The organism is Seonamhaeicola sp. MEBiC01930 (genome assembly GCF_045277075.1).
In the GTDB taxonomy this organism is placed as follows: Bacteria; Bacteroidota; Bacteroidia; order Flavobacteriales; family Flavobacteriaceae; genus Seonamhaeicola.
Window position 1 is genome coordinate 1,171,574 of sequence record NZ_CP104270.1, and the last position, 22,742, is coordinate 1,194,315.

25 protein-coding genes are annotated in these 22,742 nt (G+C 32.0%); 10 read left to right on the forward strand and 15 right to left on the reverse strand.

From position 1 onward, the window contains the following. Positions 1–176: 176 nt before the first annotated feature. From N1F78_RS05080 to N1F78_RS05090, 3 genes are all read left to right on the forward strand, one after another. On the forward strand, positions 177–1,382 hold the full coding sequence (locus N1F78_RS05080; protein ID WP_406685102.1) for a porin: 1,206 nt from the start codon (positions 177–179) through the stop codon (positions 1,380–1,382). Positions 1,383–1,454: 72 nt separating this feature from the next. Then, positions 1,455–3,791 (forward strand): anion permease, encoded by a 2,337-nt coding sequence (locus N1F78_RS05085; RefSeq protein WP_406685103.1) that lies wholly within the window; start codon positions 1,455–1,457, stop codon positions 3,789–3,791. Positions 3,792–3,829: 38 nt separating this feature from the next. Further along, a complete protein-coding gene (locus N1F78_RS05090; protein WP_406685104.1) occupies positions 3,830–4,597 on the forward strand; it encodes a DUF6503 family protein in 768 nt (255 codons plus the stop codon). On the opposite strand, the gene N1F78_RS05095 is transcribed toward N1F78_RS05090, so the two are convergent. Further along, positions 4,594–5,106, reverse strand: coding sequence for an RDD family protein (locus N1F78_RS05095; protein WP_406685105.1), 513 nt, complete (start codon positions 5,104–5,106; stop codon positions 4,594–4,596). The genes N1F78_RS05090 and N1F78_RS05095 overlap by 4 nt on opposite strands. 171 nt (positions 5,107–5,277) lie before the next feature. Between N1F78_RS05095 and N1F78_RS05100 the strand changes: the two genes are divergently transcribed. Further along, complete coding sequence (locus N1F78_RS05100) at positions 5,278–6,159, forward strand: flagellar motor protein MotB (protein ID WP_406685106.1); 882 nt, start codon at positions 5,278–5,280, stop codon at positions 6,157–6,159. Between the two features lie 112 nt (positions 6,160–6,271). On the opposite strand, the gene N1F78_RS05105 is transcribed toward N1F78_RS05100, so the two are convergent. The 3 genes from N1F78_RS05105 to N1F78_RS05115 form a co-directional block, all read right to left on the reverse strand. Continuing rightward, entirely contained in the window at positions 6,272–8,059 is a 1,788-nt protein-coding gene (locus N1F78_RS05105) for a ribonucleoside-diphosphate reductase subunit alpha (RefSeq protein ID WP_406685107.1), read from the reverse strand. Positions 8,060–8,062: 3 nt separating this feature from the next. Then, a complete protein-coding gene (locus tag N1F78_RS05110) occupies positions 8,063–9,337 on the reverse strand; it encodes a ribonucleotide-diphosphate reductase subunit beta (RefSeq protein ID WP_406685108.1) in 1,275 nt (424 codons plus the stop codon). A gap of 442 nt (positions 9,338–9,779) precedes the next feature. Further along, entirely contained in the window at positions 9,780–10,343 is a 564-nt protein-coding gene (locus N1F78_RS05115) for a DUF3109 family protein (protein WP_406685109.1), read from the reverse strand. An 81-nt stretch (positions 10,344–10,424) separates the two neighbouring features. Between N1F78_RS05115 and N1F78_RS05120 the strand changes: the two genes are divergently transcribed. Genes N1F78_RS05120 through N1F78_RS05130 form a run of 3 tightly spaced genes read left to right on the forward strand, consistent with a single transcriptional unit; the run spans position 10,425 to position 11,819 of the window. Further along, on the forward strand, positions 10,425–11,006 hold the full coding sequence (locus N1F78_RS05120; protein ID WP_406685110.1) for a MarC family protein: 582 nt from the start codon (positions 10,425–10,427) through the stop codon (positions 11,004–11,006). A 2-nt stretch (positions 11,007–11,008) separates the two neighbouring features. Beyond that, positions 11,009–11,212 carry a hypothetical protein gene (locus N1F78_RS05125; RefSeq protein WP_406685111.1) on the forward strand — a complete coding sequence of 68 codons (204 nt, stop codon included), beginning with the start codon at positions 11,009–11,011 and terminating at the stop codon, positions 11,210–11,212. A 1-nt stretch (position 11,213) separates the two neighbouring features. Next, entirely contained in the window at positions 11,214–11,819 is a 606-nt protein-coding gene (locus N1F78_RS05130; protein ID WP_406685112.1) for an FAD-dependent oxidoreductase, read from the forward strand. 64 nt (positions 11,820–11,883) lie between these two features. On the opposite strand, the gene N1F78_RS05135 is transcribed toward N1F78_RS05130, so the two are convergent. From N1F78_RS05135 to N1F78_RS05150, 4 genes are all read right to left on the reverse strand, one after another. After that, positions 11,884–12,336 (reverse strand): globin family protein, encoded by a 453-nt coding sequence (locus N1F78_RS05135; RefSeq protein WP_406685113.1) that lies wholly within the window; start codon positions 12,334–12,336, stop codon positions 11,884–11,886. A 132-nt stretch (positions 12,337–12,468) separates the two neighbouring features. After that, positions 12,469–14,061 carry a S41 family peptidase gene (locus N1F78_RS05140; RefSeq protein ID WP_406685114.1) on the reverse strand — a complete coding sequence of 531 codons (1,593 nt, stop codon included), beginning with the start codon at positions 14,059–14,061 and terminating at the stop codon, positions 12,469–12,471. Next, positions 14,061–14,492 carry a deoxycytidylate deaminase gene (locus tag N1F78_RS05145; protein WP_406685115.1) on the reverse strand — a complete coding sequence of 144 codons (432 nt, stop codon included), beginning with the start codon at positions 14,490–14,492 and terminating at the stop codon, positions 14,061–14,063. Before N1F78_RS05145 ends, N1F78_RS05140 begins: the two co-directional genes overlap by 1 nt. A 157-nt stretch (positions 14,493–14,649) precedes the next feature. Continuing rightward, positions 14,650–15,240 carry a HupE/UreJ family protein gene (locus N1F78_RS05150; RefSeq protein ID WP_406685666.1) on the reverse strand — a complete coding sequence of 197 codons (591 nt, stop codon included), beginning with the start codon at positions 15,238–15,240 and terminating at the stop codon, positions 14,650–14,652. A gap of 129 nt (positions 15,241–15,369) precedes the next feature. Between N1F78_RS05150 and N1F78_RS05155 the strand changes: the two genes are divergently transcribed. Beyond that, positions 15,370–15,882, forward strand: coding sequence for a hypothetical protein (locus N1F78_RS05155; protein ID WP_406685116.1), 513 nt, complete (start codon positions 15,370–15,372; stop codon positions 15,880–15,882). A 68-nt stretch (positions 15,883–15,950) separates the two neighbouring features. Here the strand turns inward: N1F78_RS05155 and N1F78_RS05160 are convergent, their stop codons facing one another. Beyond that, entirely contained in the window at positions 15,951–16,664 is a 714-nt protein-coding gene (locus N1F78_RS05160) for a tetratricopeptide repeat protein (RefSeq protein ID WP_406685117.1), read from the reverse strand. A 257-nt stretch (positions 16,665–16,921) separates the two neighbouring features. On the opposite strand from N1F78_RS05160, the gene N1F78_RS05165 reads away from it, so the two are divergent. Beyond that, positions 16,922–17,392, forward strand: coding sequence for a CBS domain-containing protein (locus N1F78_RS05165; protein ID WP_406685118.1), 471 nt, complete (start codon positions 16,922–16,924; stop codon positions 17,390–17,392). Positions 17,393–17,396: 4 nt separating this feature from the next. Here the strand turns inward: N1F78_RS05165 and N1F78_RS05170 are convergent, their stop codons facing one another. Genes N1F78_RS05170 through N1F78_RS05185 form a run of 4 tightly spaced genes read right to left on the reverse strand, consistent with a single transcriptional unit; the run spans position 17,397 to position 19,547 of the window. Beyond that, entirely contained in the window at positions 17,397–18,101 is a 705-nt protein-coding gene (locus tag N1F78_RS05170) for a hypothetical protein (RefSeq protein WP_406685119.1), read from the reverse strand. A 47-nt stretch (positions 18,102–18,148) separates the two neighbouring features. Further along, the gene (locus tag N1F78_RS05175) at positions 18,149–18,499 is read right to left on the reverse strand and encodes a hypothetical protein (RefSeq protein ID WP_406685120.1); all 351 of its coding nucleotides are present in this window, start codon (positions 18,497–18,499) and stop codon (positions 18,149–18,151) included. Further along, complete coding sequence (locus N1F78_RS05180) at positions 18,480–19,028, reverse strand: GNAT family N-acetyltransferase (RefSeq protein ID WP_406685121.1); 549 nt, start codon at positions 19,026–19,028, stop codon at positions 18,480–18,482. Before N1F78_RS05180 ends, N1F78_RS05175 begins: the two co-directional genes overlap by 20 nt. 9 nt (positions 19,029–19,037) lie before the next feature. Beyond that, entirely contained in the window at positions 19,038–19,547 is a 510-nt protein-coding gene (locus tag N1F78_RS05185) for a DinB family protein (protein WP_406685122.1), read from the reverse strand. A gap of 164 nt (positions 19,548–19,711) precedes the next feature. Here N1F78_RS05185 and N1F78_RS05190 point away from each other — a divergent pair, with 164 nt between their 5' ends. Next, a complete protein-coding gene (locus N1F78_RS05190; protein ID WP_406685123.1) occupies positions 19,712–20,044 on the forward strand; it encodes a single-stranded DNA-binding protein in 333 nt (110 codons plus the stop codon). Positions 20,045–20,090: 46 nt separating this feature from the next. Here the strand turns inward: N1F78_RS05190 and nadB are convergent, their stop codons facing one another. Both nadB and nadA read right to left on the reverse strand, forming a co-directional pair. Beyond that, a complete protein-coding gene (nadB, locus tag N1F78_RS05195) occupies positions 20,091–21,647 on the reverse strand; it encodes an L-aspartate oxidase (protein ID WP_406685667.1) in 1,557 nt (518 codons plus the stop codon). Between the two features lie 3 nt (positions 21,648–21,650). Then, the gene (nadA, locus tag N1F78_RS05200; protein WP_406685124.1) at positions 21,651–22,577 is read right to left on the reverse strand and encodes a quinolinate synthase NadA; all 927 of its coding nucleotides are present in this window, start codon (positions 22,575–22,577) and stop codon (positions 21,651–21,653) included. Positions 22,578–22,742 lie beyond the last annotated feature (165 nt).

Sequence of the window (22,742 nt, forward strand, 5' to 3'; positions counted from 1 at the left end):
GACATCAAATTAGTATTTCATATAATCTATAAGTTTTTGTCGACTACATTATTATGATTTCTAATGAGGCTGCTTTTTAATTAAGGCAGCCTTTTTTTGTTTATAAATTAATCATTTGGAAACATTAAGTTAACATTGGAGTTGGTTCTTTGTAGCGACAAAAACTTATAATTATAATGAAACTTAAATTCACGCTAGTAGCAGTAGCTTTATTGGCTATTAACTTATCATTTGGTCAAGAAATCAGTGATACTTCTTTCGGTAAAGGACTAATAAATTTTACAGCCAAAGACAGTTCGTTTAGTATAAAATTCGCGCCTCGTTTTCAGATGCGATATATGTCGTCTTGGGATCATGATGGTGACCAATACGGATCTGCAGATCAAAATTTTATAATCCGTCGTGCACGTTTAAAATTTGATGGATTTGCTTATAGCCCTAAATTAAAATATAAAATAGAATTAGGGCTTTCTAATAGAGATTTATCTGGAGGAAGTGAATTTACCCGCAATACGCCTCGTTACATATTAGATGCCGTATTAATGTGGCATTTTGCCAAAAACTGGGAATTATGGGCAGGACAAACCAAATTACCAGGGAATGTAGAGCGTGTAGTTTCTTCTGGAGACCTACAACTTGTAGACCGTTCTTTACTGAATAGCCGTTTCACACTAGACCGTGATATTGGTATTCAATTACGTCATAAATTTTATTTAGGAGATAATTTTTTAGTTCGTGAAAAAGTTGCCTTATCTCAAGGGGAAGGTAGAAACGTAACCGAAGGTAATGAAGGAGGCATGCAATATACTGCGCGTTTAGAATTATTACCTTTCGGAGCTTTTAAATCTAAAGGTGATTACAAGGGGTCTGATTTGAAAAGAGAAGAAAAACCAAAGTTATCATTAACATTTACATATAACTTTAACGAAAATGCTGTTAGAGAAAGAGGTTTTGCTGGTGATTATATGATGAGAACAGACGGCTCTCTTTATGAAACAGATCAAACAACCATATTTGTAGATGCCATGTATAAGCACAATGGTTTTTCATTTATGGGTGAGTATGCAAAACGTACTGCTGATAACGAAATTGCTACAGAATTAGATGGCGTAACACCAACTGGAGATGTAGTTTTAACAGGTAATGCATTAAACCTACAAACTGGATACTTATTTAAAAACAATATTGAAATTGCTGGCAGATTCACAGCTTTAGATTATGAAGCTATTACAAATTCACTACCAGTAAAACAATATACTCTGGGGCTGAATAAGTTTGTGCATGGTCATAAATTAAAAGTACAAAGTGATATTAGTTATACATCTCTTGATGGAAATGATGACAACATTACATTTCGAATTGGGTTTGATTTCCACTTCTAAAAAAATAACAATTAGATAACAATTTAATCAATAATAGTCATGATATTTGCAGATATACTACAATTAAATACTATGGATAATATTTACTTATACATGCTAATAGCCTTAACAATTTTGGCTGTTGCAGATATAGTTGTTGGCGTTAGTAATGATGCGATTAATTTCTTAAACTCGGCCATTGGATCTAAAGCACTTTCTTTAAGAACCATTATGATTGTTGCCAGTTTAGGTATTTTTATTGGAGCGGTTTACTCTAGCGGACTTATGGAAGTTGCAAGAAAGGGAATCTTTGTTCCGGCGCAATTTAGCTTTCATGAGATTATGCTCATTTTTATGACCGTTATGATTACTGATATTCTGTTGCTAGACTTCTTTAATACACTTGGATTACCAACCTCTACTACGGTTTCTATTGTATTTAACTTATTAGGTGCTGCAGTAATTATGGCTGTTATTAAAGTAGGAGCTTCAGACACAGAAACCTTTGCAGATTTGGGCACCTATATAAATACTAAAAAGGCTATTGAAATTATTAGTGGTATTTTGCTCTCTGTAGTCATAGCTTTTAGTGTTGGTGCTGTTGTACAATGGTTTTCTCGTTTAATTTTCACTTTTCACTATACAGAAAAAATTAAAAATTTCGGAGCTCTTTTTGGAGGAGTTGCTTTAACAGCTATTCTTTATTTCATATTTATGAAAGGTTTAAAAGGCACACCTTATTATAGCGACATGAAAGGTATGATTGAAGGTAACGAAATCTATATCATCCTTGGAGGGTTTGTGATTTTTACACTTCTTTCTTTTGTGTTTCAAAAAATAACTAAAAAGAGTATTTTATTAGTTGTTATTGCTGTAGGTACTTTTGGTTTAGCCTTAGCTTTCTCAGGTAATGATTTGGTTAACTTTATAGGTGTACCAATGGCAGCCTACCATTCATTTGAAGCTTGGTCTGGTTCTGGAATTCCAGCAACTGAGTTTACTATGGGAGTACTTGATAAAAAAATGCCAGCAGAACCATTCCTTTTATTTATAGCTGGAGGTATTATGGTGGTAACTTTATGGTTCTCTAAAAAAGCTAAAACTGTAGCTGAAACTGAAATTAGTTTATCACGTCAAAGTGAAACTCATGAGAAGTTTAAACCTAATATGTTATCTAGAAGCATTGTTAAAGGTACAACCTTAATGTCTAATGCATTAACAGCAATCATTCCTAAATCAACACAGGAAAAAGTAAATGCAAGCTTTAAGAAACCAGATTCTACGGTATTAACTAAAGATCAAAGTATTGACGCTCCTGCATTTGATATGATTAGAGCCTCAGTAAACCTAATGGTGGCTGGTGTACTAATATCTATTGCAACAGCAATGAAACTACCTCTTTCTACTACCTATGTTACTTTTATGGTTGCTATGGGTACATCTTTAGCAGATAGAGCTTGGGGAGCTGAAAGTGCGGTTTACAGAGTTGCTGGTGTACTTAATGTTATTGGAGGTTGGTTTCTTACTGCTCTTGGTGCTTTTACTGGTGCGGGAATTGTAGTCTTTTTAATTAATTGGCACCCTGCCGTTATGACTCCAATATTATTACTTTTAACAGTAATTTTATTGGTTAGAAATTACCTTTCACACAAGAAAAAATCTACACTTGCTAAAAACGAAGATAGTTTAAAGAGTGCTGAAAGTAGTTCTGTTCAAGGGGTGATTCATGAAAGTGCTGATAATATAGCAAACGTTGTTAAAAGAGGTAACAAAATTTACTCTAACGCTATTACTGGTTTAGCAAAACAGGATTTATCATCTCTTAAAAAGAATCAAAAACAAATTGATAAACTATCATTAGAAGTAGACAATCTAAGAGATAATATTTTCTATTTTATTAAGAATTTAGATGAATCTAGTATTGGGGCTAGTAACTTCTATATAAATATTTTAGGTTACTTACAAGATATGACACAATCTTTAGAGTATATTTCTAAAGTAAGCCACAAGCATGTTAATAATAATCATAAGAAATTAAAGTTCAATCAGATAAAAGAATTAAAAGAAGTTAACGAAGCCATTGAACAATTATTTATAGACACAAAGGCTGCTTTTGATTCTCGTTCTTTTGAACAGATTGGAAATATTCTTACCAGAGAAGAGAATGTTGTTTCTATAGTTTCAGATAAGATACAAAAACAAGTAGAGCGTACTCGTAAAGAGGAGTCTAGCCCAAAGAATACAACGCTTTATTTCAGTCTTCTTTTAGAAACAAAAGATTTATTGAAAGCAACCATGAATCTTTTAGAAGAATATCATGATGCTCATGATGGTACTGTTGAGCCTGCTACCATTTCTGAAGATTCTATAATTGCAACTGAATCAAATGATGATAATGATGATAATGATGATAATGATGAGCAAGAATAATAATTAAAAAGTTTTTATAATACATAAAAAGTACCTCAATGAGGTGCTTTTTTGTTTTAGTATCTTTAAGGAAAAGATTTACTGTTTTGAAAACCATTTATTTTTACGCGCTACTTTTTTGTTTATCTAACCTATTATATGCCCAAAATATAACTGGGACACAGTTACTAAGCAAAGCCATAGATTATCATGACCCACATAACAATTGGAAAACCTTTAGCGGCCAACTAAACATTACTATGAAAATACCTGAAAAATCGTCAAGATATAGTGATATTCAAATAGATTTACCTAAAGAATTCTTTCAGGTTATTACCAAAAGGGACTCCATTACCACAAGAATGACCGTTGAAAAAGGGCATTGCTCTTTTGGTTTAAATAATTCTGAAGACATTTCAGAAGAAAACATAAAGAAATTTAACCTTAATTGTGAACGTGCTAATCTTTACAAAAACTACTACACTTATCTTTACGGTTTACCAATGAAATTAAAAGACCCTGGTACCATAATTGACCCTAAGGTTGAGAAAAAAACCTTTAAAGGCAAAGATTATTTAGTTTTAAAAGTGACTTATGATGATAATGTTGGAAGTGATATTTGGTATTTCTATTTTAACCCAAAAACCTACGCCATGGAAATTTACCAGTTTTTCAGGACTGATGACAATGGCTCTCAAAAGAATGACTCAGGGGAATATATTCTTTTAACTGAAGAAAAGCTTATAAATGGCATTAAAATGCCAAAAATCCGAGCTTGGTATTATAACAAGAATGATGAACTTTTAGGGACGGATATTTTGAATTAATCTATTTCATCTACAGGCTTTCCTATTAATTCTAATTCTAGTTTAAATTTCCTTTTATTATTAAATTTAATTTCATCAACAACATAGGTTTTAGAAATAGAATCATGCCAACCTTTTCCATTGGTACCCAAAAAAGATAAGCCATCAAAAGGAATCATTCTACATAAACTTCTTATAATAATATCCTTTTTAGAGGGCTCTTTTCCATTGGGCAAAACAACCTTTGTTTTAGTTACATATTTTCCTAACGTTTTAAAGGTTAGACTCTCCATTATAAAGAAATAAAGCAAAAAGAACGCATATGTAACTATTAATTCTTCAAAATAATTCATAGTATTCAAGTAATCATTTAAACTATAATTCCCTGTAAACTCTCCTAAATAAAAGAAAAAATAAGCCAAAAAATAAGAGAATGCATATTGAGGAACTAAATCAATGAGGTGATTTACAAAACGCTTATTTTTACTTGCCAAAATATCTTCTGTAACTAAAAAATCTTCGTGCTCCATATACTGTTGTTTATGATTTTTGTAATAAATATACTGCAAAAACTATAAAACTTTTAATAAAACTTATTTAGTAAGATAAGAGGAACATTTTTTTGGTTAAAAAGAATTCACATACTTCATAATCCATACTAAGTTTAGTAACGTAATTGATGTAAACCTAAATTTAATATTATGAAGAAAATTTCAATTTTATTATTAGCTGTACTTACTTTCTCATGCGTTTCTAAAAAGAAATATATGGCGCTAGAGCATGAAAATGGTCAGGTTAAAAGTGAACTAACTAAAACAAGAGTAGAAAAAGAAGATTTAGAAGCAAAATTTGCAAAAATTCAAACTAGAGTTACAGAATACAATGCAAAAATATCATCTTTAAAGGAAGATGTAAATATTCTTACTGAGGAAAACAATTCTAAATTAGAAACACTAAATAGTGGTGCGGTAATCTCTAATAATGCGAAAGTTAAAATGCGTGCTACACTAAAAAATGTAGATTCTGATGAATTAAGTAAAGCAAAAACACTTAAAGATTCAATGAACTTAGCGGTAGCTTATAACCTAGAAAAAGCTATTAAAAATAATAACATTGATGAAGATGAAGATATTGCTGTAAACATTAACGAAACTGTAGTAATGATTTCTATCTCTGATAAAATGTTATTTAACAGTGGAAGCTATATTGTGAGTTCTAAAGCAGACAAAATCTTAACCAAATTAGCTGAAGTAATAAAATCTGAACCAAGTTTAGATGTTATGGTTGAAGGTCATACCGATTCTAGAGGTATTAATACTGATAAGATTAGAGATAACTGGGATTTAAGTGTTTTAAGAGCTACCTCTGTTGTTAGAAGATTACAACATAAATTTGATGTTGCACCAGAACAATTAATAGCAGCTGGTAGAAGCAGTTACCAACCTCTTACAGATAATAAAACCTGGAAAAACAGAGCAAGAAACAGAAGAACACGCATTGTTATTCTCCCAAACATTGACAAATTTTTTGCATTAATGGCCGAAAACGACACTTCTATTGCTGAGAATAAGATTGTAGATTAAAGCATATAATTAGTTATTAAAAAAAGCATCTCAATTGAGATGCTTTTTTTAATAAATTTGGGGTCCCCTCCTCACGGAGGGAATCCCCTTAAAGAAAATTAATTTCTCGTCATTAGCCTTCGCAACTTGCGCATTCTTTTTTCTGCTTAAACTTTTGTGCTGCATTCATACTATGCTGATAATACAAAGATTTTAAACCTAATTTCCATGCTGTAACATAAATATTATTAATGTCTTTTACAGGCATATCTGGATGCACGATAATATTCACTGACTGTCCTTGATCTATATGATTTTGTCTGTTAGCAGCCTGATAAACAATAGTTAACTGATCAATTTCAGAATACGTTTTGAAAACATCTCTTTCAAGTTCTGTTAAAAACTCTAAATGCTGTACAGAACCGTCATGATCTCTAATGCTTCTCCATACTTCGGCAGTATTCTGCCCTTTTTCTTCAAGAAGATTTAATAAATATGGATTTTTAATAGTGGTTTTAATCTTAGCAATATCCTTTACATAAATGTTAGACCAAATTGGCTCTATACCTTGAGAAACTTGCCCCAATATAAATGCTGAAGATGTTGTTGGAGCAATGGCATTTAAGGTGGCATTGCGTCTACCATAGCCTTTTAACACTTCTGGCTCTCCAAACAATTCCGCTAATTCTTGAGATGCTTTATATGATTTTTCCTTGATAACTCTAAATATCTCACTATTCAATTCATAAGCTTCGGCGCTATCAAATGGTAACATTTTAGATTGTAATAAGGAGTGCCATCCTAGAGCTCCTAAACCTAAAGCTCTATTGTCTTTAGCAAAATTATAAGCACGCTCCATAAACATAAACGTTTGCCTATCATCTAAGTCATCAGAGTCTCTAAATTCTTCTAGTTTATCAATAAATTCTGTAATTACAGCATCTAAGAAATATACCATGGTTTCAACCGCATCAGTATCTTTCCATTTATCATAGTGCAATAAATTTACAGATGATAATACACAAACAAAAGACCACTTTTCATTTGAAGGCAACATTATTTCTGTACATAAGTTACTAGCAACAATCTTATGCTCTTTATCTTTATAAACATCAGCAGCCTGATTATTAGCATGGTCTTTAAAGAAAATATACGGGTATCCTATTTCACCTCTGCGTTGAATTACTTTGGCCCAAATAGAACGTTTATCAACATCACCCTCTATCATTTCTTCCATCCACTTATCTGTAACAGTAACACCATGTGTTAACTCTTGAATAGAATTTCCTTCTGTACCTATTTCTAAAAACTCATTAATATCTGAATGCTCTACAGGTAAATATGGTGAAAAACGCCCTCTTCTTACTGACCCTTGACTTACAACATCAACCATTTTTTCAAAGAGCTGCATAATATGTACAGCACCTGACGAAGCCCCATTATTTTTTACTGGAGCACCTCTGTGTCTTAAATTTCCAAAATATCCAGAAGTACCTCCTCCTAATTTAGACATCATTCCAACCTCTGACTGAGTGTACAAAATATTACCCATATCATCGGCAATATTAGAACCAAAACAACTTATTGGCAGTCCTCTTTTCTTTCCAAAATTAGACCATACGGGAGATGCCAAAGAGAAAAACCCTTCAGACATGTACTTGTAAAATTTGTCTGCATACCCATCAATTTTCAAGATCTGTTCTGCTCTTTCTGCAATTTCTCTAATTCTTCCTTCTGGAGTTGCCCCTTCGGTTAAATACCCTGATTCTAAGAATTTACGGCTATTTTCTGTTAACCATTCAAAGTTTAACTCTTCATCTGGTTGATTTACATTTTTAATTTGCTGCTTTCTAGCATCAATTAATTCGTTGTAATTTGATTGTTCGGTTTGGTGTTCTGGCTGGTGTGTTTTAATTTTCATTTTTTAAAAAAGGTCGTCGCTAGTTATACTTTTTGTTCTTTTACTATAGTTAATTGATCGTTTTACAAAGAAATCGCCATGTTTGGTTCCAATTATTTCATCATCAAACCATTCTGTTTGAGCTAATAATTCATCTTTCACATCAAAAACCTTATCTATTCCGATACTTTCTAATGAATTATTAAATCTGTTTTTAATAAATTCATTAACTACATCTTTAGGTAAGAAATCTAATTCGCCTGCCTCAAAAATCCAATCCACAATATCGCTTTCAGCTTTGAAAGCCTCTTTACAAAGGGTTTGGATTTTTTCATTATAATCATCTCCAAACCAAGTTGGATTTTCTTTTTTAATAATTTTAATAATATCAATACCAAAGTCTCCATGTATCTGTTCTTCTTTGGATGTAGCCTCTACAACATTTGATATGCCTTTTAACATGTTTTTATGCTTGTTAAAAGCCATGATTATTAAAAACTGTGAAAACAAAGACACATGCTCTATGAAAAGTGAAAACAGCAATATAGATTCTGCATACTCCTGAATATTTTCACTCTTAGAATTTTTAAGTGCAGTTTCTAAATAGTGAACACGCCTCATAATTACGGGCTTCTTTTTAAGTGCTTTAAATTCTGTATTAAGCCCTAAAATTTCTAGCAAATGTGAATATGCATCATGATGGCGAACTTCACTTTCAGCAAAAGTAGCTCCTACAGACCCAACTTCTGGCTTAGGCATTTTTTGGTATATATCACCCCAAAACGTCTTAACAGCTACTTCAATTTGAGAAATAGCCAACATAGTATTTTTAATTGCAGATTTTTCAACAGGACCAAGTTGGGCCTTAAAATCTTGAATATCACTGGTAAAGTTAAATTCGGTATGAATCCAATATGAATGCCTAATAGCGTTTACATATTCATATAAATCTGGGTACTCATATGGCTTTAGGTTAATACGCTTTTCAAAGATATTAGACTGTCTTTTTCTTGCTTGTTCATCTCTATATAAGATATAAGCTTTTGCGGCATTATGAAACTCACTACCCATTAATTTATCCTCAACAATATCTTGTACCTGTTCTACAGTAGGAACATATCTTGAATCAAGAGCTTTTCTAGCTAAAAGCGATTCAAAAACTCTATCAGATATATTTTGGGCATCCTCTCTTGAACCATGATTCACTGAAAGCATGGCCTTCTCAATGGCATTAGTGATTTTTTCCAACACGAAAGGCGTTGTTTCGTAGTCTCTTTTAATAATCTGGTTTATTTCCATTTGCTATAGTTAGTTAAATATTGACATGCCAAATCTTGCAGGAAAATCCTGAAAACTCTATTGAAAACCTTTCAATTCAAAATATCTTCAACAAAGTCTTAAAATTGTTAAATGCATTTTCAATTTTTCAAAATACATTTTTAACAAGTTTATTTACAAGCTAAAAAATTGTGTTTTTTTCTCTGAACTGAGATAACAAAGATTGCAAAATGATTAATATGTTTTTAAGCGATTTGAAAAACCTTTTCAACAAGTTTTTAACAAATTTAAAAAACGCTGATTATCAGAAAGTTTACAAGAAAAAACACTTACTTATTTGATATTCAGTTATTTATGTTTTTTGTAAATTAAAAAAGTTTACAAAAAATAATATATTTTAAAAGCTAAAAAACCCTTTTAAACAAAGGGTTTTTTAGCTTTTTTTATAGGTATTTTTAGGTCTTTAAATAGTCTTAGCAACTTTCTCTAGTTCCATGTACCAATCTTCGCCAAATTTTCTAATAAGTGCTTCTTTTACAAATTTATAAACAGGAACTCCTAATTCTTCACCTAACTCACAGGCATAATCACAAATTTGCCATTTATGGTAATTTACGGCCGAAAATTCTGTATAATCCCTAACTCTAATAGGGTACAAATGACAAGAAACTGGTTTCTTCCAAGAAATCTCACCTTGATTATAAGCTTCTTCAATAGCGCATAAAGCCACATCATGTTCATCAAAAATTACATAAGCGCAATCGGCATTATTAATAAGTGGTGTTTCAAGCTCATTTTCTTCTGTAGTTATATAAGTTCCTTGAGCTTCAATAGCCGCAATTCCTTCCTCCCTTAAAAACGGTTTTACCCTAGGATAAATAGCTTCTAGAATATGAGCTTCCTCTTTATCTAGTGGCGCTCCGGCATCTCCATCAACACAACAAGCGCCTTTACATGCAGATAAATTGCACACAAAGTCTTTTTTTAATATATCATCAGATATAATTGTTTTTCCCAGCTGAAACATATTCTTAATACTTACGAAGCGCAAAAATAGATAACTTTAAATTTAAATACCGACCTTTGCCCAAAATTATTAACGAAAAGCATGGAGCTAATATTAAAAGAAATCCTTACAGCATTTATGATTTTATTTGCTGTTATTGATGTTATTGGTAACATTCCAATCATTATAGACTTAAGAAAAAAAGTTGGCCACATTCAAAGTGAAAAAGCTTCAATTATAGCGGGTGTAATAATGGTTCTCTTTCTGTTTTTAGGAAAAAGCATCTTAAACCTTATTGGCATTGATGTAAACTCTTTTGCGGTAGCAGGTGCATTCATTCTGTTCTTCATTGCTTTAGAAATGATTTTAGGTATTACCCTTTACAAAGAAGAGGAAAACAATGTAATGACTGCCTCTATTTTTCCCTTAGCTTTTCCTTTAATTGCTGGCCCCGGAAGCTTAACAACTCTATTGTCTTTAAGGGCCGAATTTAGAGTAGAAAATATAATTATAGCTATTATTCTTAATGTGATTGTTATATTTATAGTCTTAAAAACCTCAAAAAATATTGAACGGTTTTTAGGACCTAATGGCATAAGTATTATTAGAAAGATTTTTGGCGTTGTTCTTTTAGCCATTGCGGTAAAACTTTTTGCCGAAAACATTAAAATTTTATTTCATTAATTATGAAAATTATATCTGCAATAATTATTGTTTTAGCAACAATTTTAGCAATTTTTAATATTACAAAAATCAACTTTGAGGCACCGTTTGAAGGTGATAGTATGATTGCCTTAATAACCATTGTAGCAGCTTTATGCGCCATTATTTTAATGGTTATTCTTAGAATATCTAAACGTATTGAGCAAAAAGTAAAAGAACACCAATAACATGTTTGACGCTTTAATAGTTGGAGGAGGTGCAGCAGGATTATCTTGTGCCTTAGTTTTGGGTTCTGCTCAAAATAAAGCTTTTGCAAAAAACAAAAGAATTGGTATTATAGCTCATCAAAAAACATCTCATTTACAAACTGCCCTATTTAACAATGTTTTAGGTCTAGCCCCTGAAACTACTGGTGAATCTATTTTAGAAAGTGGTAAAAAGCAATTAGCTGATTTGTACCCTCATGTTGTACAAATAGAAAAAGAGAAAGTTTTAGAAATTTTAAACTCTGAAAATGAGTTTAAAGTTACCACCAACAAAAATATTTATGAATCTAAAATAGTTGTAATCGCTGTTGGCTACACCAATTTAATGCGCATTAAGGGTTTAGAACACTATATTGAACCACACCCAAGAGCAGCTCTAGAGAAAGACCGCCTTTGGTTAAAAAACACAGATCATTTATTAGAAGAAAACCTATATGTAGCTGGAACTCTTGCTGGATGGCGTAGTCAATTTGCTATAGCCTCTGGAAGTGGTGCTCATGTTGCTACGGATATTTTGACGCTTTGGAATAATGGAAAACACACCAAAGTTCATGATAAAACAACATAGACTCCAATAAAAAAAGCAGATTTTTCAATCTGCTTTTCACCTTTTAAACTTTATAATTAATTATCTACCAAAACTTCCACCAAGGCTTCGTTTCAGGAGTTTCTAATTCAACCTCATTAGCAGCATCTTTCATTGTAGTTGCTAAAACAGTATACACTTCTACCCAGGCATCTTCAACATCTGGTGTAAAACTTTTACCTAAACCCGTTTTTAATGTGTAAATAAGTGCTGTACCAACAGTGTCATAATGACTATCTTTTACACCATAACCAACATGGCTTTTACCTAGGTTTTGGACAGCAGGAACAATAGATTCTAAATTAGTTAATCCATTTACCGCTGTACCTATCATAGTCATTAATTTAGCACCTTGCGCTTTCATATCACCTTTAAATAAAGGTTTCAGTTGTGGGTCTAAGTCAAATAGTTTATCGTAAAATATTTCTGCAGCTTTATCTGCAATAGGTACCACTTTTTTAAATGTTCCTTGTACCAGTTCAATTGTTTTAGCTTCCATATAATTTCGTTTTACTTCTTTAATCTACACTAATATGTGCGAGCAAAACTAAGTGGTATTTTATAAAATAAATATGGCTAAACGCAGAAAAAAAAATGATTATTAATAGGTTTTATGAGTATATAAAAAACACTATTTACCCATACTCAACTTAATAACTTCATCAATCATAAGATCTGTTTGATTGAATACTTCTTCAAAAGCACCATTGCCAAAGAGTTGGTCTGCAAGTGTTGCTTTTAAGTATTGCTTAACCTCATTATTATAGGCTACAAAAGTTACTTTTTGTCTAGTTTGTGTATTTACATAATCTTGAAACTTTACAACTAAAGCGTCTTCAATTTCAAAACTATTTATGAAATCATTTCTGGAAACACCATCATATGCATGACGGTCTATGTCTAACTGTCTGAAAATAAAATTATCAAAGAATTGATATTGTTCAATATACTGAAGTGTTTCATTATGCAAACTATTATCAATGGGTACAAAAATATCTGGTACAATACCACCACCACCGTATACTGTTTTTCCGTTAGGCGTAGTAAATTTTAAGGAGTCTGCCACCTCAATTTTACTTGGATCTAACAACTCCCCACTATCTAATCTATCAAAATACTCTTCAAAATAGTCTTCGTGACCATTCTTTTTATAAGGCCGCTGAATAGAACGCCCTGTTGGTGTATAATAACGAGACACCGTTAACCTTACCGCACTACCATCGCCTAAATCCATTTCGCGCTGCACTAAACCTTTACCATAACTTCTGCGGCCTACAATAGTTCCTTTATCATTATCTTGAAGGGCTCCGGCAACTATTTCACTAGCAGAGGCTGAATTTTCATCAATTAAAACGTAAACCTTTCCATCTTCAAAATCACCTTTTCTAGTAGCAAAACTTTCTTCAATATGTCCCCGCTTGTTTTTTGTAAATAAAATAAGCTTATCATTTTCTAAAAATTCATCAACCATTTGCTCTGCAATGCCTAAAAATCCGCCAGGGTTGCCCCTCAAATCTAAAGCAATTTCAGTGGCACCAGAGTCTATAAGTTTGTCTAATCCTTTTTTAAATTCTCTATATGTAGATTCTGCAAACCGGTTCACTTTTATATAACCTAATTTATCTGTTAACATATATGCTGCATCAACACTTTTTATAGGAATTACGCCTCTCTTAATCTTAAATTTTAACAAATTAGGCTCTCCCTTTCTGAAAATTGTTAAATCTACTTTGGTATTTATAGGCCCTTTAAGTCTTTTTATAATCTCACCATCTTTAATATTATCTCCATAAAGGGAATCGCCATCAGCCATAATAATTCTATCACCACCCTTTATTCCAGCCTTTTCACTAGGACCACCTTCAATAGCCCTAATAACTGTAATAGTATCTCTATAGGTATAAAAGCTAACACCAATACCAACAAAATCTCCCTTCATATTTTCAGATACGCGCTCCATATCTTCCTTTGGAATATAAACTGAATGTGGATCAAGATTATCTAGAATACCATTAACTGTTACATCTACAATACTATCCGTATTCACATCTTCAACATAATCATAATCAATATAATCAATAAGCCGGTTAAGCTTATCTTTTTTACTATTAGTAGAAAATAATCTATCTGGAGTATCAGTAAAGTTTAACTTGCCACCAATAAAAATACCCGCTGCAATAGCAACGCCTAAAACCAATGGTAAATATTTTTTTTTGTAAGACATTAGGCTGTTAAATCTTCTATTAATTCTAATTCAATACCGGCTCTTTCTAAAAACCTCAACCCCGAATCATCTTTATATCCTCGGTTGTAAACCACTCTAACAATTCCTGCCTGATGTATCAATTTACTACACTCTTTACATGGTGATAAGGTAATATATAAAGTAGCCCCTTTACAAGACTGTGTCGAGGCTGCTACTTTTAAAATGGCATTAGCTTCAGCATGTAAAACATACCATTTAGTGTACCCTTCTTCATCTTCGCAAAAATTCTCAAAACCTGTTGGGGTTCCGTTATATCCATCTGAAATTATCATTCTATCTTTAACAATAATTGCCCCTACTTGCTTACGCTTACAATAAGAAAGTTTCCCCCATTCTTTTGCTATTCTAAGATATGCCTTATCGTATTTTAATTGTTTTTCTTCTAACATTAATTATTTTTAAATTTAGGGCGCGTATAGTCAATAAAGTTATTCCTAGCTTTCGGCAGTCCCTCACGCAAAAATAGTTTAACGAAGATACTTGGTTAGTATTTTATTTACAATGTTGTTACTTAAAGTTTTATAAAAGTTTAACGTTTTAAGGTATTTAAGCTAAAAAGTCACTACCCATGATCATAGGAATTACTAACCCAACAACAATAGCCGATACTACCATTATCCAATCTCTTCTTGAGAATCTGAAAATGGTTTGACCTATATAACCTAAGAACAGTACCACAAACACAATAATGATTTGAGCTAATTCTATGCCCAATGCAAACTCAAATAAAAGCACCAATTTGTTGTCTGAATCTCCTAAAAAAATATGAAACTCTCTTGCAAAACCTAAACCATGTACCAAACCAAAAAACAGAGTTGATAAAAACAACACCCCAACCTTTTCTTTCTGAGCACCTTTACCAGCGGTAAACACATTAAATAGCGCTACTATTAAAATAGTAATTGGTATTAAAAATTCAACTATAGTTGCATTAACTCTTACCACACTATAAGCGGCCAAAACTAATGATAATGTATGCCCTAAGGTAAATGTAGAGACTAATAATAATACCCGCTTCCAGTTGTTAAATAAATACGGGACCGTTAAAACCATTAAGAATAAAACGTGGTCATAACCATTAATATCTAAAACATGATTTATACCATATTCTACGTTAAACCAAAAATCTTCAAACATAATAAAGGGTTCTAATGTATATGAGTTTTTAAATGTACCAAAAAAACAGCTTACCATACAATATCTATTTGTAGTTTCGGTTAAACAAAGTATTAACATATCTTTGTCATAGAATTTAAATTAGAGCAAATGCACAGATTATTCTTGTATAACCTTGTTTTATTGGTTGTTCTTTTTTCTTGTAAAAACCCACAAGACGGAACAGATAAAAAAGCAGAAATTGAAAGTCTTGAAATAACAGAAAAAGACGTTAACAACATAGATTATTTAGAGTTTGCTTTAGATGAAAAAACAGAAAACACTGTTGAAGATTGGGTTGAGTACTACCAACTACAGAACGTTATTAATAATGTTAAAAAAGGAGACTTAAGCTTTTTTGAAAATAATGAAGGGTTTATTGACAGTACATTAACTGCTTTTAAAAAAAATATTCCTGAGCAAATAAACTCTCCCTCTATATCAGCAAGAATAAACGCCTTTGAAACAAAATTTTTGAAATTGGAAAGCTTTTCTAACTTAACTAACGTTTCTAAAAAAGAGCTTTTAAGCAATGTTGAAGATTTACTGGTTGCTTTTTCTAATTTTAATTTGCAAATGAATAAGGAGGTAGAATTTGATAGTCAAAATATTGAGAAGCCATAAGCAATAGTTTTAGGCATAAAAAAAGCGGCAATAAAAATTGCCGCTTTTTATTTACATATACCTTTTCATTAATTTTTAGGCTGTGTAGCTTCTGCTTGCAAAATTTGCTTTTGCCTTAATAATTCATTTTTGGTAATTTGAATCATATTAAAATTAGGTGATTCTTTTAAAGCAGCATCCAAAATATCAACAGCTGCATCAATATTAGCTTTATTGTCTTTATGATAAACATTAAGTGCATTTAAATACATAAAAGCCGATTTTAATGAAACTTCATAAGGTGTTTGCCTCTCAAAAAAGGCTTTTTTCATTTCAGGTTTGGCGTTTGCCAAACCATAAATAATATGCTTTTCGGCATCAGCTGTTTTTGTTAATTGAATATTTAATTCTGCTAACTCATAAGCAATTACCGCATTAGGATCTCTTTTAAACAATTCTTCAAAAAATGGAATAGCCATTTCTGGTTGCTTAAGTGCTTTTAAAGCTAACGCCTTAACTTGAATAGCAATATCAGAATCTGTTGCATTCTTTTCATAACCAATAGTATTGAGTGCCTGATTATTCATACCCTGATCTAAATAAATATAGGCTAAGGTATCTTTTCTTGCTTGAGATGGTGCTAATACATTTAAGTGAGTCATTGCATCAATAATTCCTCTAACATCTCCCTGTTTTTTCATTTGTTTATAATAAGCCTCATAATGAGCTATTATCTCAGTATTACTTTGAGCACTTAACATGAAACTACTCACCAACACCATTAATCCTAACAATCTTTTCATTTGTATTTATTTGTATTTAGTTATTATTTACAACCCTATGGTTTTGTTTAATTTAAAATTCAAGGGTCTAAAGCTAAAAAAAATTAAAGTTTAAATCCTTAAAAGAATGCTAATTATTTTATTACAGTCTAATAATTAGCTTTTTAATATTCAAAAACAATACCACAATTAAACCATATTTAATGGTTTCATAATGGATGACTTTAGGAAAACTCAAAAAAAATATCTACATTTAGTTTTAACTAAAACTAATAATTATGGGAATAAAGAGTTTTCAAGGAGCCAGAAGGCAACAAGCAAATGCGGTAGATAACACCCCTTTAAAGGTAAGTGATTACATGACTAGAAATCTGATTACGTTTACCCCAGACCAAACTATTGAGACCGTAATGCAATCTTTAATAAAGCACCGAATTTCTGGAGGACCTGTTGTAAATGATAAGCATGAATTAATAGGTATAATCTCTGAAGGAGATTGTATCAAACAAATTAGTGAAAGCCGTTACTATAACTTGCCTATGCAGGATAAAACCATTGAAAAACATATGGCCACCAATATTGAAACTATTGATGGTAATATGAATATTTTTGATGCAGCCAATAAGTTTTTAAATGCTAAACGCAGACGTTTTCCTATTGTTGAAAACGGGAAATTGGTTGGTCAAATAAGCCAAAAAGATGTGCTTAAAGCGGCCATGACATTAAAAGGCCAAAATTGGTGGAAATAATAATTTAGTTACGCCTACTTTTTCTTGCTTCTGGCAAATCTGTAATAATAAGTTTTTGGGTTTCGTTACTTTCAAGAGCTGCAATTTTAGAGTAACTATACCCTTCTATTGGCTCTTGAACCGATTTCCATTTGGCTATTCCTGCAACGGTAATCACTTCTCCCAATTCTAGTATACGCTCAGAGTAGCGCAAGGTTTTATTGAACCCTAAAAAGTTTTCACTCTCAACATTATAATAATCCAATATTTTTTTAAACTCAGGTGTTGGGTCATTTAAAAACCCTGAATTAATACTTTTGTCTTCAACCAAATAACTAAAGTAATTTTTAGGAACTTTAACCGGCTTTATCATTACAACATCACCATTTACTTCAATAAAAAAGTCTTGAATATCTTCTTGTTCAACTACTGTTTTCCAATGAGAACTTTTTCCTGAACTCACCTTTTGCTCAATCTTAAATAAATACGCTACACATTTCCGTTTACTAAATGGAGCTACAAAAGGCTCATGAACATGCAGCACCTTACCTGTGATTTTTGTTAATTCATTAGACCTGAATTGTGAAATACTCTTAAACTGAAATTTTGAAAATTTCCTTAAAATTGTTTGCTTTCTGCCAAAATAATACGTGCAAAAACCAAAAATTATAAAGCCAGTAATTATTAAAACTGGAAAAATTATTTCTTCTGTATTGGCGGCTAAAATCATGAATGGGAGTTTATCTTATTAGTAGTTTTTGATCTTCTGTTGTTACACTAATTATCCCTTTTAACAAGCGCATAATAATCACCTTCTAAAGGCAAATACCCTTGGTCATAAACAAAATAGTAAACAGTCCCTTTTTTGGTGGTATAAATACTGGTGAAGTAATTAAAATCAAATCCGCGTTCAATAAGTTTAGCTCTAGAAACTTTAGTTTTATCTCTAGGATTAAGAGCTTCTAGTATTCTGTGGTTTTTCCTAAGTCGGTTATTGGTATTTCTAATTAGGTTTTTACTGTCTTTGTTAACTCTGTTATTATAAGCATTTCTACAGCCATCACTACAGAATTTTTTATCAACCCTACCCACAATTTTATCGCCACATTCAGGACATTTCTTTTCCATATTCTTTAATATTTAATTCGTACCAATTACAAGGAATGTCATCATAGAAAAACGTCATGCAAAAATTTAACCCTATTTTCTTTAATACCTTATTAGAGGCAATATTTTGTTGTTCTGCTGCTCCAACAATAGTTTTTAAATTCAGTATTTCAAAACCATATTTTAAAGATGCCATTGCAGATTCTGTGGCATAACCTTTTCCCCAAAATCTAGGAATAAATCTATATCCTACGTCATAAAAATTGACTAAGCCGTTTAACTCTTCGCCCTTCATATTTAGTTTTAATCCGCTCCATCCAATAAAGTCTCCTGAAACTTTATCTATAGCTGCCCAACGCCCAATGCCTCTTTCTTTATATTGCTTTATAATAAATTCAATTATTTTGACTGATTCTTCTTTGGTTTTAATAGGTGTATTACCCAAGTATTTATGGACAATTGGATTAGAATCTAATTCAAACATGCCATCTACATCGGTTATTCTTATTTCCCTTAAAATTAAACGTTCTGTTTCTATATGAAAAGTCATAATGTTAAATTACCAATTACCTGCATATTCTAAATCCGTATCAGCACCAGATTGAAAATACTCAAAGTGATACCTGTTAATTTGACGAATATGTAAATAATCATGCGCTAACCAATTGTTTAAAAATTGTTTTGCGGTAAGACTACCTAATTCTGGGTGAATATAGCTATTACTCCAATTAGTATTAATTTGAGTTTTTAACCAAGCTATAGTTTTAGTACGCTCTTCCAAAAAGTTTTCCAATGTTTTATAATAATCTTTAGCGGCGTAATCATGTTTTACAACCCAACCTTCTGGATCAATAGGGTCTGGAAGTATTGAAGGTTTGTCTAAAGTGTGTTTGGTTCTGGCTCTAAAATCTAAAATTTCTTCATCTAACAAATGGCAAACTATTTCTAGTAAATTCCATTTATCTGGTTGTGGGCGCCATAAATATTCTTCTTCTTTTTTTTCTTCTAAAAGGGCTTTAAAAACAGATTGATTTTGTTTCAATTTATCAATAATTGCTAATACTTTCATGCTGTCAATATACGAAATTATATCCGTTTACAAACGACTACAAACATTTACAAACGATATTAAATAAGTATTAACCGAATAAACTTTTAAAACTGTTCCATATTTGCAGAGTCGAAACATAAGAACTCGATAGTATCAATTGTTTAACGATAAAAATTTAAATTATGAACACGCTTAGAAACAAAGTACAGTTGATTGGTAACTTAGGAAATGACCCAGAAATTATTAATCTAGAATCTGGGAAGACTTTAGCAAAATTTGCTATAGCAACAAATGAGAATTACACCAACAATAGAGGTGAAAAGATCACAGACACGCAATGGCACAATATTGTCGCTTGGGGAAAAACAGCTCAAATAATTGAAAAATATGTAACTAAAGGAAAAGAAGTGGCTATAGAAGGCAAACTTACTTCTAGAAGTTATGATGATAAAGATGGTAATAAACGTTACATTACTGAGGTGGTTTGTAGCGAGTTGCTTATGTTAGGTAAATAACCTTTAGGTTTTAAATAATAACGAGTAATTCTTTAATTGCTCGTTATTATTTAACATTATCCTTATTAAAATACCCTCCTTTATTTTCTTTTCTTTCTAAAGATTGGCTAATAATCATATGAGCAACATTAATCATATTACGAAGCTCACATAGTGAGGCTGTAATTTTAGACTCTCGATACAAATCTTCAACTTCTGTATAAATTAAATCGAGATGTCTAATAGCACGTTTTAAACGCCTATTACTGCGCACTATACCCACATAATTACGCATTAAAGCCTGGAGACTTTTAAGACTATGTCTTATAAGTATATGTTCTTCAGTAATGGTAGTTCCTTCGTCATTCCATTCTGGAATAAACACCTCCGATTTCTTATAATGATTTTCAGAGAGATGCTTAAAAATATTATGGGCATATACCAATGCTTCTAATAACGAATTTGAGGCTAACCTGTTGGCTCCATGTAAACCCGTTTTAGAACATTCTCCACATGCAAACAGATTTTCCACAGTGGTTTTTCCATTTTTATCTACCTCAATGCCACCACATAAATAATGTGATGCTGGCACTACTGGAATCCAATCTTTTTCTACATCAATGTGCAGTGAAAGACATTTATTATAAATGGTTGGGAAGTGTTTTTTAAATCCTTTTACATCCAAATGTGTACAGTCCAAAAACACATGACTATCTCCTGCTTTTTTCATCTCTGCATCAATACTTTGAGAAACAATATCCCTAGATGCTAATTCTGCTCTTTCATCATAATCTAACATAAACCGCTTACCCTTTCTATTTCTAAGGTAAGCCCCAAAACCTCTTACGGCCTCTGAGATTAAAAATGCTGATTCACCTTTTCTTTGATAGAGCGCCGTAGGATGGAATTGTACAAATTCCATATCCTTAATTCTGGCCTTTGCTCTATAAGCCATTGCAACTCCGTCTCCCGTAGCAATAATTGGGTTTGTAGTATGTCCATATACACAACCAATTCCACCAGAAGCTAACAAAGTGGCATTTGCTTTAATTGCAAAAATTTCACCAGATCTTTCATCAAGAACATAGGCTCCGTAACATAATAATTTCTCCTCATCACCGTCTTTTATATGATGATTAGTCACTAAATCTATAGCAAAATGATGTGGCAATAATGTAATATTTGGTAATTGATGTACCCGTTTAAGCAAAGTACGTTGAACTTCTGAGCCCGTAAGATCTTTATGATGAACAATTCTATACTCTGAGTGACCACCCTCTTTTCCTAAATCTAGATTTCCTTTACTATCTTCATCAAAATTAGCACCCCATTCAATAAGTTCTTTTAAACGTTGAGGGCCTTCTTCAACCACCATTTTTACAACACCTTCATCACATAAACCATCGCCAGCAATTAATGTATCTTCTATATGTTTTTTAAATGAATCATCCTCCTGATTTAAAACCACCGCCATACCACCTTGGGCATATTTGGTATTAGATTCATCTTCACTATCCTTTGTTACAATAACAACAGTGCGTTCTGGAAACTTTTCGGCTATTTTAACAGCAAAAGTTAAGCCGGCAACTCCAGACCCTATAACCAAATAATTGATTTCCAAAATGTTTTATTTAGATAGTTCTAACATACGCTCAATTGGCAGTAAAGCACGGGTTCTTAATGGCTCCGGAACATCAATACTTGGGCTTTCATTCAATAAACAATCATACAGTTTCTGCATGGTATTCATTTTCATAAAATGACACTCACTACAAGCACAGGTATTATCCTCAACAGCTGGCGCTGGAATTAACTCAGTATTTGGCATCTCCAATTGCATCTTGTGTAAGATACCTGCCTCAGTAGCAACAATAAATTTTTCGTTTTGGTGCTCTTTTACATAATTAATCATACCAGAGGTAGAGCCAATATAAGTTGCCGTATCTAAAATATGCTCCTCAGATTCTGGATGTGCAATAATTTTATATTCTGGGTACTTTTTATGAAGTTCAATTAATTTATCCATTGAAAAAGCTTCATGTACTACGCAACTTCCATCCCAAAGTAGCATGTCCCTTCCGGTTTCCTTAATAATATAACGACCTAGATTTTTATCAGGCGCAAAAATAATTGGCGTCTCTTTTGGTATTGAGTTTACAATTTTCAAGGCATTAGAAGATGTACAAACTATATCACTCAATGCTTTTATTTCTGCAGAACAATTTACATAAGTTATGACAATATGATCTGGGTGTTGTTCTGTAAATTCTTTAAATAGACCCGGAGGGCAAGAGTCAGCCAAAGAACAACCGGCATTTAAATCTGGTAATATTACTTTTTTATCAGGACTCAATATTTTGGCAGTTTCTGCCATAAAGTGAACTCCTGCAAATAATATAATATCTGCATCTGTCTCAGCAGCTTGCTGAGATAAACCTAAACTATCACCAACATAGTCTGCTATATCTTGTATAGCGCCTTCTTGATAATAATGTGCTAAAATAACGGCATTCTTTTCCTTCCTTAATCGGTTTATCTCCTTTACTAAATCCATTGCAAACCCTCTCTTTTAAAATAATTATAAAAATAGCTTGGTTGAAGCTTACCAGCATTAATGTACAAATATCCTAATTAAAATTTTTAATAAATTATGTTTCTTATAAAAAAAGAATATGAATTAGGAACCAATAATCTTTTTATAAATTCATTAAACTTTTGT

What these genes read in the sequence shown, in the direction of transcription:
- nadA (WP_406685124.1), bottom strand. Translation starts at nt 22,577, where the DNA reads ATGGATTTAGTAAAGGAGATAAACCGATTAAGGAAGGAAAAGAATGCC.
- N1F78_RS05150 (WP_406685666.1), bottom strand. Translation starts at nt 15,240, where the DNA reads ATGTTTGAAGATTTTTGGTTTAACGTAGAATATGGTATAAATCATGTT.
- N1F78_RS05155 (WP_406685116.1), top strand. Translation starts at nt 15,370, where the DNA reads ATGCACAGATTATTCTTGTATAACCTTGTTTTATTGGTTGTTCTTTTT.
- N1F78_RS05165 (WP_406685118.1), top strand. Translation starts at nt 16,922, where the DNA reads ATGGGAATAAAGAGTTTTCAAGGAGCCAGAAGGCAACAAGCAAATGCG.
- N1F78_RS05100 (WP_406685106.1), top strand. Translation starts at nt 5,278, where the DNA reads ATGAAGAAAATTTCAATTTTATTATTAGCTGTACTTACTTTCTCATGC.
- N1F78_RS05090 (WP_406685104.1), top strand. Translation starts at nt 3,830, where the DNA reads ATGAGGTGCTTTTTTGTTTTAGTATCTTTAAGGAAAAGATTTACTGTT.
- N1F78_RS05190 (WP_406685123.1), top strand. Translation starts at nt 19,712, where the DNA reads ATGAACACGCTTAGAAACAAAGTACAGTTGATTGGTAACTTAGGAAAT.
- N1F78_RS05115 (WP_406685109.1), bottom strand. Translation starts at nt 10,343, where the DNA reads ATGTTTCAGCTGGGAAAAACAATTATATCTGATGATATATTAAAAAAA.
- N1F78_RS05110 (WP_406685108.1), bottom strand. Translation starts at nt 9,337, where the DNA reads ATGGAAATAAACCAGATTATTAAAAGAGACTACGAAACAACGCCTTTC.
- N1F78_RS05125 (WP_406685111.1), top strand. Translation starts at nt 11,009, where the DNA reads ATGAAAATTATATCTGCAATAATTATTGTTTTAGCAACAATTTTAGCA.
- N1F78_RS05135 (WP_406685113.1), bottom strand. Translation starts at nt 12,336, where the DNA reads ATGGAAGCTAAAACAATTGAACTGGTACAAGGAACATTTAAAAAAGTG.
- N1F78_RS05095 (WP_406685105.1), bottom strand. Translation starts at nt 5,106, where the DNA reads ATGGAGCACGAAGATTTTTTAGTTACAGAAGATATTTTGGCAAGTAAA.
- N1F78_RS05120 (WP_406685110.1), top strand. Translation starts at nt 10,425, where the DNA reads ATGGAGCTAATATTAAAAGAAATCCTTACAGCATTTATGATTTTATTT.
- N1F78_RS05140 (WP_406685114.1), bottom strand. Translation starts at nt 14,061, where the DNA reads ATGTCTTACAAAAAAAAATATTTACCATTGGTTTTAGGCGTTGCTATT.
- N1F78_RS05160 (WP_406685117.1), bottom strand. Translation starts at nt 16,664, where the DNA reads ATGAAAAGATTGTTAGGATTAATGGTGTTGGTGAGTAGTTTCATGTTA.
- N1F78_RS05080 (WP_406685102.1), top strand. Translation starts at nt 177, where the DNA reads ATGAAACTTAAATTCACGCTAGTAGCAGTAGCTTTATTGGCTATTAAC.
- N1F78_RS05180 (WP_406685121.1), bottom strand. Translation starts at nt 19,028, where the DNA reads ATGACTTTTCATATAGAAACAGAACGTTTAATTTTAAGGGAAATAAGA.
- N1F78_RS05170 (WP_406685119.1), bottom strand. Translation starts at nt 18,101, where the DNA reads ATGATTTTAGCCGCCAATACAGAAGAAATAATTTTTCCAGTTTTAATA.
- N1F78_RS05130 (WP_406685112.1), top strand. Translation starts at nt 11,214, where the DNA reads ATGTTTGACGCTTTAATAGTTGGAGGAGGTGCAGCAGGATTATCTTGT.
- N1F78_RS05185 (WP_406685122.1), bottom strand. Translation starts at nt 19,547, where the DNA reads ATGAAAGTATTAGCAATTATTGATAAATTGAAACAAAATCAATCTGTT.
- N1F78_RS05105 (WP_406685107.1), bottom strand. Translation starts at nt 8,059, where the DNA reads ATGAAAATTAAAACACACCAGCCAGAACACCAAACCGAACAATCAAAT.
- N1F78_RS05145 (WP_406685115.1), bottom strand. Translation starts at nt 14,492, where the DNA reads ATGTTAGAAGAAAAACAATTAAAATACGATAAGGCATATCTTAGAATA.
- N1F78_RS05085 (WP_406685103.1), top strand. Translation starts at nt 1,455, where the DNA reads ATGGATAATATTTACTTATACATGCTAATAGCCTTAACAATTTTGGCT.
- N1F78_RS05175 (WP_406685120.1), bottom strand. Translation starts at nt 18,499, where the DNA reads ATGGAAAAGAAATGTCCTGAATGTGGCGATAAAATTGTGGGTAGGGTT.